Below are 12595 nucleotides of genomic sequence, written 5' to 3'. Positions count from 1 at the left end.
CTTAACGGGCAATAGGTGTTAAGCGCAGCAGATGAATCCGACGGCTGTCAGCGTTCAAAATGCGGAAGCGATAAGGGCCGATTTCAGTGATTTCGTTGCGTTTTGGCAGGTGCCCGAACGCGCTCATCACCAGGCCGCCGACAGTGTCGAATTCGTCATCGGAGAATTGGCTGTCGAAGAACTCGTTGAAGTTCTCGATCGGCGTCAGGGCCTTGATCAGGAAGTCACCGCTGGGCAGCGGCTTGATGTAGCTGTCTTCTTCGACGTCATGCTCGTCTTCGATGTCGCCGACGATCTGTTCCAGCACGTCTTCGATGGTCACCAGGCCCGCCACACCGCCGTATTCGTCAATGACGATGGCCATGTGGTTGTGGTTGGCGCGGAACTCGCGCAGCAGCACATTCAGACGCTTGGACTCAGGCACGAAAGTGGCCGGGCGCAGCAGGTCCTTGATGTTGAAGCTGTCGCCGTTCTCCTTGAGGATCAGCGGCAGCAAGTCCTTGGCCAGCAATACACCCATCACGTCATCGTGGCTTTCGCCGATCACCGGGTAACGGGAGTGGGCCGAGTCGACCACGGCAGGCAGGAACTCGCGGGGTGTCTGGGTCGCCTTGATGCTGATCATCTGCGAGCGCGGGACCATGATGTCCCGTACTTGCAGGTCAGCAACCTGGATGGCGCCTTCGACGATGGCCAGCGCTTCGCTGTCCAACAACTTGTTTTGGTGTGCGTCGCGCAGCAGCTCCAGCAGCTCCTGGCGGTTCTTCGGCTCGTGGGCAAAAGCCTGGGTGAGCTTACCCAGCCATGACTTTTGCCCGTTGCTCGATCGATCTTCGCTCATAGCGATTACTCTGAATCCTTTGTTGTAACGATAGGGGATGTGACTGTTTCGTCGTCCGCATACGGGTCGGGATAGCCCAACTCTGCAAGCAACGTTCGTTCCAGTGCTTCCATTTCTTCGGCTTCCTCGTCATCTATGTGGTCGTAACCCAGCAGATGCAAGCAGCCGTGAATGACCAGATGAGCCCAATGGGCCTTGAGCTCCTTGCCTTGTTCGGCAGCTTCGCGCTCGACCACCGCCACACAGATCACCAGATCGCCCAGCAGCGGGATATCCAGAAACTCGTCGGGCACATCGGCAGGAAACGACAAGACGTTAGTGGCGTAATCCTTTTGCCGCCAGGTGTGGTTCAGCTCGCGACCTTCCTCTTCATCGACCAAACGGATGGTCATTTCGGAGTCGGCGGTGCGCTGGCGCAGGGCCAGTTCGCACCATTGGCGGAACTCGGCTTCGCTTGGGGCAGGCGCGTCGGTAGCCAGTTGCAGATCAAGCTCAAGCATCGCGGCGGCTATCCTTTGGGGCTTCATCGGTCACGCGATTCTCGAAGCGCTCGTAGGCTTCGACGATGCGTTGCACCAGTGGATGGCGCACAACGTCCTTGGACTCGAAATGGGTGAAGCTGATACCCGGTACGTCTTTGAGCACTTCAATCACATGGTGCAGCCCGGACTTGGTGCCTTTCGGCAGGTCGACCTGGGTGATGTCACCGGTGATGACCGCCGTGGAGCCGAAGCCGATACGGGTCAGGAACATCTTCATCTGTTCGACGGTGGTGTTCTGGCTTTCGTCGAGGATGATGAAACTGTTGTTCAAGGTGCGACCGCGCATGTAGGCCAGCGGTGCAACTTCGATCACCTGACGCTCGATCAGCTTGGCGACGTGTTCGAAGCCGAGCATTTCGTAGAGTGCGTCGTAGAGCGGGCGCAGGTACGGGTCGATCTTCTGCGACAGGTCGCCAGGCAGGAAGCCGAGCTTTTCGCCCGCTTCAACCGCCGGACGCACCAGCAGGATGCGGCGAATCTGCTCGCGTTCCAGCGCGTCTACCGCGCAGGCAACGGCCAGATAGGTCTTGCCGGTACCGGCCGGGCCGATGCCGAAGTTGATATCGTTACCGAGGATTTCCTTCACATAGCGCAACTGATTCAAGCCGCGAGGGCGAATCATGCCTTTTTTGGTGCGCAGGGCGACGGAGGGTTCGGAGGGGGAGATGTTGTCCATCTCTTCGACGGCCGATTCCTGCAGGAACAGGTGAACCACGTCCGGCGACAGCTCGGTACCCTTGGTTTCCCGGTACAGGCGGCGCAGGAGGTTTTCCGCGGAGGTGGTGTGTTTGGGGTCGCCGATCAGCTCGAACTGGTTTCCGCGGTTGCGGATCTCGATGGTCAGGCGTTGCTCGATCAAGCGCAGATGCTCGTCGAACATCCCGCACAGATTGGCGAAGCGACGGGCCTCAAAGGGCTCGAGGATAAAACGATGTAGTTCTATGGGTGCGTTCAAGGTCGTATTTAGCCGCCCTGGGGCAATTAAGATGAAATCAAGGATAACGCCAGTGGCCTGGGTGCGAAAGGTCTTAAATCGGGTGCGGAAATTTTGCTTCTGAACTGTGGCGAGGGGATTTATCCCCGTTGGGCTGCGAAGCGGCCCCCAAAAATGGGACTGCTGCGCAGTCCAACGGGGATAAATCCCCTCGCCACAAAAGCCCGCACCCACAGGGGTATGCGGTGTTATTGGATCAACGAGCCCCGCAGCGAGTGCGGTTGTGCGGCGTCGATGTGCACGTCGGCGAACTGCCCAATCAACGTCGGATTGTCGCAGCGGAAATTAACGATGCGGTTATTCTCGGTCCGGCCTTGCAGTTCGCCGGGGTCCTTTTTCGAATAATCGGTCACCAGGATCCGCTGGATCGAACCGACCATTTGTCGGCTGATCTCGAAGCCTTGCTGGTTCAGGCGATGTTGCAGGGCGTTCAGGCGTTCTTTTTTCAGCGCTTCCGGCGTTTCGTCGGCCAGATCGGCAGCTGGAGTGCCTGGGCGCTGGCTATAGACGAACGAGTAGGAGAAGTCGAAACCGACGTCTTCGATCAGCTTCATGGTCTGTTCGAAGTCTTTTTCGGTCTCGCCCGGGAAGCCAACGATGAAGTCCGAGCTGATGCAAATCCCCGGCACGGCAGCACGCAGCTTGCGCAGTTTGGATTTGTATTCCAACGCGGTGTGGTTGCGCTTCATTGCCGCCAGGATTCGGTCCGAGCCCGATTGCACCGGCAAATGCAGGTGTTTGACCAGTTCCGGTACGTCGGCGTGGGCCTGGATCAGGCTGTCGGAGAACTCCAACGGGTGTGAGGTGGTGTAGCGGATGCGGTCGATGCCATCGACGGCGGCGACGACGCGGATCAGTTCGGCCAGGTCAGCCAAACGACCGTCATGAGTGGTCCCGCGATAGCCATTGACGTTCTGCCCCAGCAGGGTCACTTCGCGCACGCCGTTTTCGGCCAGGTGGATGATCTCGGCGATCACGTCATCGAAAGGTCGGCTGACTTCTTCACCGCGGGTGTAAGGCACCACGCAGAACGTGCAGTACTTGCTGCAGCCTTCCATGACCGACACGTAGGCGCTTGGGCCATCGATGCGCGGCTCGGGCAAGTGGTCGAACTTTTCGATTTCCGGAAACGAGACGTCGACTTGCGGCAGCTTGGTAGCGCGGGCGGCGTCGATCATTTCCGGCAGGCGGTGCAGGGTCTGCGGACCGAAGACCACGTCCACGTAAGGGGCGCGGTCGCGAATTGCAGCGCCTTCCTGGCTGGCTACGCAACCGCCAACGGCGATGACCATGTCCGGGTTGGCCAGTTTCAGTTCGCGCCAGCGGCCGAGCTGGGAATACACCCGGTCCTGGGCGCGTTCTCGGATCGAGCAGGTATTGAGCAGGATCACGTCGGCATCTTCAGCGCGAGCGGTGACTTCCAGGGCCTGATGTTCGCCCAGCAGATCCACCATGCGCGAGCTGTCGTACTCGTTCATCTGGCAACCGTGGGTTTCGATGTAAAGCTTCTTGGCCATGGACAGAGTCATCACGTGATTCAAAGAACCGCGCATTATAGGGAACATGTCCCAAGGTTCCTACCGCTGTGCGTCCGGCGGCTATGCTATAGTTCGCGCCCTCATTTTTATCCCCGATGTGTTGCTCGCCCACCATGACCAAACGTGAAGCTCCAATCTACAAGGTGATTTTCCTCAACCAGGGCCAGGTGTACGAAATGTATGCCAAGCAGATCTATCAAAGTGATCTGTGGGGCTTCCTGGAAGTGGAAGAGTTCGTCTTTGGCGAGCGCACGCAAGTGGTCGTCGATCCGAGCGAAGAGAAGCTCAAGGCTCAGTTCGAAGGCGTTGTGCGCAGCTTTGTGCCGATGCATTCGATCGTGCGGATCGACGAAGTCGAGCGCCTCGGTACGCCGAAAATCAGCGAAGCCCGCGGCGCGGTCGGCAATGTCATGCCGTTTCCGATGCCGATGCCTGAGAAGTAAATAGCAATCTTGAAGCTGACAGGGCTCTCTTCTGTGGCTAGAGAGTCATTGTGGTCAGGGGATTTATTGTGGCGAGGGGATTTATCCCCGTTCGGCTGCGAAGCAGCCCTGCATTCAGGCATCCCATTCGCTCAATTGGATCGCATTCGCTGACTTTACGACTGCTGCGCAGCCGAACGGGGATAAATCCCCTCGCCACAGTCAGGGAAGGGGCGAAAAAGGCGTACGCCCATCGGCGCTTTGCAATTCCATCAGGTATTTGCGGAAGATTTGCCCCAGTACCTGGGTAGCTACTTCCAGTTCTTCGCGGGGCATTTTCTCGGCCACTTCGTCGGCGGTGTCCAATGCTTCTTCAGCGCCATTGACCGCAGCCATTTTCAGCACGATATACGCCTGAACGTTATTGGCCGGTACGCCTTCGCCGTGGAAGAACATGGTGCCGAGTTTGAATTGCGCCTGAGCATGGCCTTGCAACGAGGCCTTTTCGAAGTAGCTCAGGGCTTTTTTGAGGTCGCGCGGCGTATTTTTGCCGTCGTAGTAGAACTCACCCAACTCATATTGCGCTTGCGCATCCCCTTCATCCGACGCTTTCTGGCAGGCGGCGAGAGCCTGTGCCAGGTCTTGCGGCTGAGTATTGAGGGTGCAACGACCCATCGCTGGGATTAACAACGAGTTGCCGCCTGCTTGTGCGAGCGCGAGCAGGGGCTGAAGGAGCAACAGGCAGCCCAATGCAAGGGCGCGGCCGGTGCGGTTCATGGGAATCGACTTACCTCTGAAGGGCGCGCGGACCCATCGAGGGATCCAATAAGCGCGCATTATGAAATAAGCAGGGCCAACCTTACAAAGTCTTTACTCGTTTTTCTGCTGCGCGGGGAATATATCGCCCACTTTGCTGGGGATTTTGAGCAGAAGCGTAGGAATAAGGGCGGGAATGCAGGTGAAAGCTGACGCCGGCAACGGCCAACGTCAGCGGCACAGCGTTATTTTAATGCAGCAAATGCGCGCTCGGCGGCATCCAGTGTCAGTTTCAGCTCGGTTTCGCCGTGGGCGATCGAGGTGAAGCCGGCTTCGAAGGCGCTCGGCGCCAGGTACACGCTGCCTTCGAGCATCAGGTGGAAGAAGCGCCCGAACAGGGCGGCGTCGCTGGCCATCACGTCATCGAAGGTCACGATGTCGTCGGCGCCGCTGAAGTACAGACCGAACATGCCGCCGGCCTGTGTGGTCACGAACGGAATGCCCGCGGCATCCGCACGTTGTTGCAGGCCATCGAGCAGGCGACTGGTGTAGTCAGTCAACTCGGCGTGGAAGCCCGGGCGGCTGATCAGGCGCAGGGTCGTCAGGCCGGCAGCCATGGCCAACGGGTTACCCGACAAGGTGCCCGCCTGATAGACCGGGCCCAGTGGCGCGATGTGCGACATGATTTCGCGCTTGCCGCCGAAGCAGCCAACCGGCATGCCGCCACCGATGATTTTGCCGAAGGTGGTCAAGTCTGGCGTCACGCCGTAGTGGGCTTGTGCACCGCCAAGGGCGACACGGAAACCGGTCATCACTTCATCGAAAATCAGTACCACGCCATGCTTGTCGCACAGGGTGCGCAGGCCTTCGAGGAAACCTGGCGCCGGCGGTACGCAGTTCATGTTGCCGGCCACTGGCTCGACGATGATGCACGCCACCTCCTGGCCGACTTCGGCGAGCAGGGTTTCTACGGCGTCGATGTCGTTGAACGGCAGGGTCAGGGTGTGCTTGGCGAAGGCCGCCGGCACACCGGCCGAGCTCGGCACGCCTTGGGTCAGGGCGCCGGAGCCGGCCTTGACCAGCAAACTGTCGGAGTGACCGTGGTAGCAGCCTTCGAACTTGATGATGCTGTCGCGGCCGGTGAAACCACGGGCCAGACGGATAGCACTCATGGTGGCTTCGGTGCCGGAGCTGACCATGCGCACCATTTCCATCGACGGCACGATCGAGCAGACCAGATCAGCCATCTGGGTTTCCATCTCGGTCGGCGCGCCGTAGGACAATCCGTGCTCAAGCTGTTTGCGCACGGCGTCCAGCACGTCCGGGTGGCTGTGGCCGAGAATCATCGGCCCCCAGGAACCGACGTAATCCACATAACGCTTGTTGTCTTCGTCGGTGACGTAGGCGCCTTCGGCGTGTTTGAAGAACAACGGCGTGCCACCCACGCTTTTGAATGCGCGAACAGGCGAGTTCACGCCACCGGGAATGTGTTTCTGGGCATTGGCAAACAGGGTTTCGGAACGAGACATGATGGGGCTCTCAAATCAGATTTAGCTATTTAATTACGTAGCAGTTCGTTAAATGCGCGGGCGCGGCGTGTCACTTCAGCCGTGCTCTCGGCGCCAAACAGGCCATGGACCACTGCCAGCAGATCGACCCCGTGGGCCACCAGTGGCGCAGCGTTTTCCAGGGTGATGCCGCCAATCGCGCAGATCGGCAGGTGCAGTTTACTGCGGGCCTGGTCGAGCAATTCGAGGCTGCAAGTCGGTGCACCGGGTTTGGTGTTGGAGTTGAAGAAACGACCGAAAGCAACGTAACTGGCGCCTTCCTTCGCTGCTTGCTCGGCGAGTTCGAGTTGCGCGTGGCAGGTCGAACCGATGATCGCCTGGCGACCGAGCAGTGCCCGAACCGGCATCAGTGGGCCATCGGTCTGGCCCAGGTGCACGCCGACGTTCAGGCGTGCAGCGAGTTCGGCATCGTCGTTGATGATCAGCTGGGTCTTGTAGCGTTCACACAGATCGCGCAAGGCTTCGGCCTCGCGCAGACGGCGGGCCTCGTCGCTGCTCTTGTCGCGGTATTGCAGCAGGGTGACGCCGCCTTCCAGCGCCGCCTCCACGTACGAAAGAAATTTACCGGCCAGCAGCTGGCTATCGGTAATGGCGTACAGGCCACGTAGCTTCATCGGGCAATCCTTTTTGCTTTACGCATGGACAGTTACGAACAGAAATCCAGCGGCAGGCGGCGCGGCACGAACTGGCCTTTGCCCAACTGCTCCGCATCACGCAGGGTGCGCCACGTGTAGTTAAGCGCGGTCTGCACGGCACTGGCGAGATTTTCGCCGAGGGCCAGACGACCGGCGAGGGCGCTGGCCAGCGTGCAACCGGAGCCGTGATAACTGCCGGGCAAGCGCTGGCAGGTGAAGGTTTCGCGGTGACCGTCGCGGCTGTACAGACGATTGTGGATTTCGTGTTCATCGCCATGGCCGCCGGTGATCAGCAGGTGTTTGACGAATGGCAGGAGTTTTTCAGCGCACTCGTCCGCGGTGCCTTCAGGCAGTTCGGCGAGGATGCGGGCTTCGGGAAGGTTAGGGGTGGCGATGATCGACAGGGGCAGCAGGCGTTCGCGCATGGCGTAGCCGACTTCGTCCTTGCCCAGTCGTCCGCCGCCACCGGCGCGCAGCACCGGGTCGCAGACCACCGGCAAATGCGGGTGCTCCGACAACAGTTCGACCACGGTGTCGACCATTTCCAGGGAACCGAGCATGCCCAGTTTCACGGCCGCGACTTCGGAGTCGTTGAGCACGGCATTGGCCTGGGCCAACACCCACTCGCGGTCGAGAACGCGAAAGTCAGTGACGTTGACCGTGTCTTGCACGGTCAGGGCTGTGACGGCCGGGGCCGCATGACAACCCTGAGCGAGCAGGGCTTCGATATCTGCCTGCAAGCCGGCGCCACCACTTGGGTCGTGGCCGGAGAGACAGAGGACAACGGGGCGAGAGCTGTAGATATTCATGGTGCGCGAGCTTACCACCAAACATCTTTTTTCGGGTGCAGTGGCTGCCAGGTTTGCCGATACATTGTGGCGAGGGAGCAAGCTCCCTCGCCACAGAAGTTCGGCATTGCTACAACCTGACTGGACAAACAGCTCTAGCCCAATGCGTTGAGCTGGAACGCCCGTGCTAGAGCCTTTGTAGGAAAAATTTCAATGGTGTTCAATGGCCACCAACGGCTATGCTAGAGTGGATCCAAACCAATAACAGGTAATACCGGTTTTACGTCTACTCAAAAGGAATGAGGGGCTTCCTGAGATAACCGGACAGGCCACGCTGGGGCTTAAATGCGCTATTTGCTGATGTTGCTGTTGTGCTTGCCCCTCATGGCGAGTGCGGTCGAATTCGACGAATTCACTCAAAGCCTTCCCCTGGGCCGAACACTGCAAGTGTTCGAAGACGCGGGCGGTCAGGCGACCATCGCCGATGTCCGTGCACAAGCCGCGGCCGGAAACTTCAAACCCCACGACAAAGCCACCCTCAACGCCGGTTACTCGCGTTCAGTGTTCTGGCTGAAAATCGACCTGCATTACCGCCCGAGCAACCCCGCGGTGCAACGCACCTGGTTGCTGGAACTGGCCTATCCGCCCCTCGATCACCTTGATCTGTACTTGCCCGATGCGGCCGGTGGCTATCAACTGGCACGCCAGACCGGTGATGCCTTGCCGTTCGACAGTCGCGAGATCCGCCAGAACAATTACCTGTTCGATCTGAACTTCACCCCTGATCAAGCGCAACCCCTGTACCTGCGCCTGCAGAGTGAAGGGTCGATCCAGGCGCCGGTCACCCTATGGTCGAGCACTGCCTACCTGGAAGAGCAACCGGTCCGACTCTATGTGCTGGGGCTGATTTACGGCGTATTGCTGGGGATGCTGGTGTACAACCTGTTCATCTATCTCAGCGTGCGCGATACCAGCTACCTCTATTACATCTTCTATATCGCCTCGTTCGGCTTGTATCAGTTGTCAGTGAACGGCGCGGCCGTGGAGTATTTCTGGCCGAACAATCCCTGGTGGGCCAACGCCGCGACGCCGTTTTTCATCGGTTGTGCGGGCCTGTTCGGCAGCCAGTTCGCGCGCAGCTTCTTGCAGACGGCGACCCACAGTCGTTGGCTCGACCGCTTGCTGTTGGCGTTGATTGCGTTTAGCGCGGTGGTTGTCGGGTTGTCGTTGATGACCAGTTACGCCCTGGCCCTGCGCCTGGCGACGGCGCTGGCACTGACTTTCACCGTAGTGATTTTTGCCGCAGGGATTTTCGCCTGGCTGCGTGGCCTGCGAGTGGCGCGTTATTTCATTATTGCCTGGTCGGCGTTTTTACTCGGCGGCATCGTCAACACCCTGATGGTGCTGGGTTACCTGCCAAACGTGTTCCTGACCATGTATTCCAGCCAGATCGGCTCGGCGATTGAAGTGGCGCTGCTGTCCCTGGCGCTGGCCGATCGCATTAACGCCATGCGCGAGCAACAGGCGCAGACCTTGTTCGATGCCGGTCAAACGCTTGAAGTGCTGAACCAGCAACTGGCTCGCAGTAACAAGCTCAAGGACGAATTCCTCGCCACCCTGACCCACGAACTGCGCACACCCATGAATGGCGTGATCGGTTCGCTGGAACTGATGCAGACCGTCGAGATGGACCCTGAGCTGGAGCAGTATCAGCAAACGGCCGCCGGTTCCGCGCGAGACATGATGCGCATGGTCAACGGCATCCTCACCCTGACCGAGTTGCAGGCCGGCAAGCTCAAGACCTATCCGGCCGTTTTCAGTTTGCGCGGCGTGGTCGAGGCTTTGCGCCTGCAGTTCGAGGGCAACGCGTTGAGCAAGTCGCTGGACTTCAAAGTCGAGGTCACGCCGGGCCTGCCGGATCGCTTGCACGGCGACAGCGCCAAGTTGGCGCAATGCCTGGAATGCCTGCTGGATAACGCGATCAAGTTCACTCGGGTCGGCGGACTGGCGCTACGGGTGACGGGTAAAACCGTGGCGCCCGACCGACTGGCGCTGTCCTTTGCGGTGATCGACACCGGCATCGGCTTCACCGATCTGGGGGAGGCGACACTGTATCAGCGTTTCTTCCAACTCGACGGCTCGATGACCCGAGAATACGGCGGTCTGGGCGTTGGCCTGGCGATCTGTCGGCAGCTGGTCGAACTGCTCGGTGGAAAACTGACCCACCGCTCCGAGCCTGGTCGTGGCAGCCGCTTTCAGCTCGACGTCGAGTTCGAACTGCCCGTGGTGGAGCGGCCGTCAGTGCCCTTGATGACCCGCGAATTTCCTCGCCTGCGGCTGCCTCAGGACTGCACCGTTCTGCTGGTTGATGACAACAGCATCAATCAGTTGGTGATGCGCGGCATGTTGCTCAAGCTTGGGTTCCGGGTGCGCACCGTCGACAACGGGGCTGCCGCGCTCGATCACTTGCAGCGCGAAACCTTCGATGCGGTATTGCTCGACTGCCAGCTTCCACCGCAGGATGGCGCGTCGCTCTGTTGCCAGATCCGTGCGTTGCCGGGCTGCACCGAACTGCCGGTATTCGTGATTGCCTTGAGCATTGATCGGGAACGCTGCCCGACCGGTGCCTTGATCGATTACCTGAGCAAACCGGTGAAATTCGAGGACCTGCAGGCAGCGCTCTATCGTCGGGTGCTGTGTCCAAGGCAAGGCGAAAGCGCCGACAGTTAGGCAGATATGACACTTTGTTCGGTCAAGGGGCGGTGCTTAACTGAAGTCCCTTGGCTGACCAAAGGAGCCCCGTCATGAACCTGCATCAGTTCGCCGAAACCCACGAAGTCACCAACCAGCCACCGTCGCTGGACGGCGCCAACCTGTATCGCATCGACCTGCCGTTGCAGGAGTGGTCGCGGCGTTTCGGGGCCGGGTGGGCCGAGTCGCGGATCGACGCTTACGGCGCACTGGCCGGCGGGCCGCTGATGGAAGCGGGGTTCCTGGCCAATCAGAACAAGCCGGTTTTCAGCAGCCATGACCGTTACGGCCATCGCATCGACCTGGTGGAGTTTCACCCGGCCTATCACGAGTTGATGCGCACGGCGGTCGAGCACGGTCTGACCTCATTGCCCTGGGCGCATCCGCAGTCCGGCGCCCACGTCGCCCGCGCCTCCATGACCTACCTGCACAGCCAGGCCGAAGCCGGTAGTGGTTGCCCGTTGACCATGACCTTCGCCAGCGTCCCGGCGATGCGCCTGCAAGCGGATCTGGCGGAGCAATGGCTGCCGAAAATCCTCTCTACCGAATACGACCCGCGCAACGTCGGCATGGCCCACAAGGCCGGGGTCACCATTGGCATGGCGATGACCGAGAAACAGGGCGGCACCGACGTGCGGGCCAACACCACCAAGGCTTTTCCGGTCGGCGCCAGTGGACCGGGCCAGGCGTATGAACTGGTGGGTCACAAGTGGTTCTGTTCGGCACCGATGTGCGATGCCTTCCTGACCCTGGCCCAGACGGACAAGGGGTTGACCTGTTTCCTGCTGCCGCGCCATCGCCCGGACGACACGCGCAATCAGTTCTACATACAGCGCCTGAAGAACAAACTCGGCAATTGCTCCAACGCGTCCAGCGAAGTGGAGTTCCGTGGTGCGCTGGCGTGGATGGTCGGCGAGGAGGGACGGGGCGTTCCGACCATCATCGAAATGGTCGCCATGACCCGCTTCGATTGCATGGTCGGCTCCAGTTCGCTGATGCGCCAGGCCCTGACCCAGGCCAGCCATCACTGCGCTCACCGCAAGGTCGGTGGCAAATTGCTCAGCGAACAACCCTTGATGCAGAACGTACTGGCCGACCTGGCCCTGGAAAGCGAAGCCGCCCTGGCCTTGAGCCTGCGCATGGGCCAGGCACTGGATCATCTGGATGACGACCATGAAGCCAAATTCGCTCGGCTCGTTACGGCGGTGGGCAAGTACTGGATCTGCAAACGCGCGCCCGCAATGATCAACGAAGCCGCCGAATGCATGGGCGGTGCCGGTTATGTCGAAGACAGCATCCTGCCGCGGTTGTACCGTGAGGCACCGGTCAACTCAACGTGGGAAGGCTCCGGCAACGTGCAATGCCTCGACGTGCTGCGAGCGTTGTCCAAGGAGCCTGGCGTGCTCGACGTCCTGTTCAGCGAATTGGGCGATGGTCATGGCGACAAACGCCTGGCCGCACACATCACTCAGTTGCAGACAGCGTTCAAGGACACCAGCGACATTCAATATCGTGCGCGGCAGTTGACCGAAGACATTGCCTTGGGCCTTCAGGCCAAGCTGTTACTGGAAGCTGGCAACGCCGCCGTCAGTGATGCTTTCATCGCCAGCCGCCTCGGTTCGGCCGGTCGGGTGTATGGCGCGTTGCCACGTGGACTGGATGTGGAAGCGATTGTCGCCCGGTCGACACCACAGGGCTTCTGACTTTCAGTCGACACTGAACCCTGTGGGAGCGAGCTTGCTCGCGATGACGGAATAACA

Annotated in this window: 11 protein-coding genes; 3 read left to right on the top strand and 8 right to left on the bottom strand. The window is 59.9% G+C overall.

The genetic code is table 11. The annotated features are described in order from the left end of the window. Position 1 precedes the first annotated feature (1 nt). The 4 genes from ACA059_RS27885 to miaB form a co-directional block, all read right to left on the bottom strand. The gene (locus ACA059_RS27885) at positions 2–841 is read right to left on the bottom strand and encodes a CorC family transporter (RefSeq protein ID WP_008152854.1); all 840 of its coding nucleotides are present in this window, start codon (positions 839–841) and stop codon (positions 2–4) included. A gap of 5 nt (positions 842–846) precedes the next feature. Further along, the gene (gene ybeY / locus ACA059_RS27880) at positions 847–1341 is read right to left on the bottom strand and encodes an rRNA maturation RNase YbeY (RefSeq protein WP_497631735.1); all 495 of its coding nucleotides are present in this window, start codon (positions 1339–1341) and stop codon (positions 847–849) included. Further along, positions 1334–2338, bottom strand: coding sequence for a PhoH family protein (locus tag ACA059_RS27875; protein ID WP_497631734.1), 1005 nt, complete (start codon positions 2336–2338; stop codon positions 1334–1336). Before ACA059_RS27875 ends, ybeY begins: the two co-directional genes overlap by 8 nt. 227 nt (positions 2339–2565) lie before the next feature. Next, a complete protein-coding gene (miaB, locus tag ACA059_RS27870) occupies positions 2566–3894 on the bottom strand; it encodes a tRNA (N6-isopentenyl adenosine(37)-C2)-methylthiotransferase MiaB (protein WP_033053447.1) in 1329 nt (442 codons plus the stop codon). Positions 3895–4028: 134 nt separating this feature from the next. On the opposite strand from miaB, the gene ACA059_RS27865 reads away from it, so the two are divergent. Further along, a complete protein-coding gene (locus tag ACA059_RS27865; RefSeq protein WP_007894425.1) occupies positions 4029–4358 on the top strand; it encodes a DUF1820 family protein in 330 nt (109 codons plus the stop codon). A 201-nt stretch (positions 4359–4559) separates the two neighbouring features. Here the strand turns inward: ACA059_RS27865 and ACA059_RS27860 are convergent, their stop codons facing one another. The 4 genes from ACA059_RS27860 to ACA059_RS27845 form a co-directional block, all read right to left on the bottom strand. Continuing rightward, positions 4560–5114, bottom strand: a complete 555-nt coding sequence (locus tag ACA059_RS27860; RefSeq protein WP_111451157.1) for a tetratricopeptide repeat protein — start codon at positions 5112–5114, stop codon at positions 4560–4562. A 224-nt stretch (positions 5115–5338) separates the two neighbouring features. Further along, entirely contained in the window at positions 5339–6622 is a 1284-nt protein-coding gene (hemL, locus tag ACA059_RS27855) for a glutamate-1-semialdehyde 2,1-aminomutase (protein WP_497631733.1), read from the bottom strand. A gap of 29 nt (positions 6623–6651) precedes the next feature. After that, a complete protein-coding gene (thiE, locus tag ACA059_RS27850; protein ID WP_347805720.1) occupies positions 6652–7275 on the bottom strand; it encodes a thiamine phosphate synthase in 624 nt (207 codons plus the stop codon). Positions 7276–7307: 32 nt separating this feature from the next. Next, a complete protein-coding gene (locus ACA059_RS27845; RefSeq protein WP_497631732.1) occupies positions 7308–8105 on the bottom strand; it encodes a hydroxymethylpyrimidine/phosphomethylpyrimidine kinase in 798 nt (265 codons plus the stop codon). A 324-nt stretch (positions 8106–8429) separates the two neighbouring features. Between ACA059_RS27845 and ACA059_RS27840 the strand changes: the two genes are divergently transcribed. Together ACA059_RS27840 and ACA059_RS27835 are read left to right on the top strand one after the other, a co-directional pair. Further along, positions 8430–10814: a 7TM diverse intracellular signaling domain-containing protein gene (locus ACA059_RS27840; protein WP_497631731.1), complete on the top strand. Its 2385-nt coding sequence runs from the start codon at positions 8430–8432 to the stop codon at positions 10812–10814. A 74-nt stretch (positions 10815–10888) separates the two neighbouring features. Continuing rightward, the gene (locus ACA059_RS27835) at positions 10889–12538 is read left to right on the top strand and encodes an acyl-CoA dehydrogenase family protein (protein ID WP_497631730.1); all 1650 of its coding nucleotides are present in this window, start codon (positions 10889–10891) and stop codon (positions 12536–12538) included. Positions 12539–12595: the final 57 nt, after the last annotated feature.

Source organism: Pseudomonas sp. LBUM1647 (assembly GCF_059716175.1).
The sequence above is the reverse complement of the archived record's forward strand: the minus strand, read 5'-3'. Positions and strand labels throughout refer to the sequence as shown.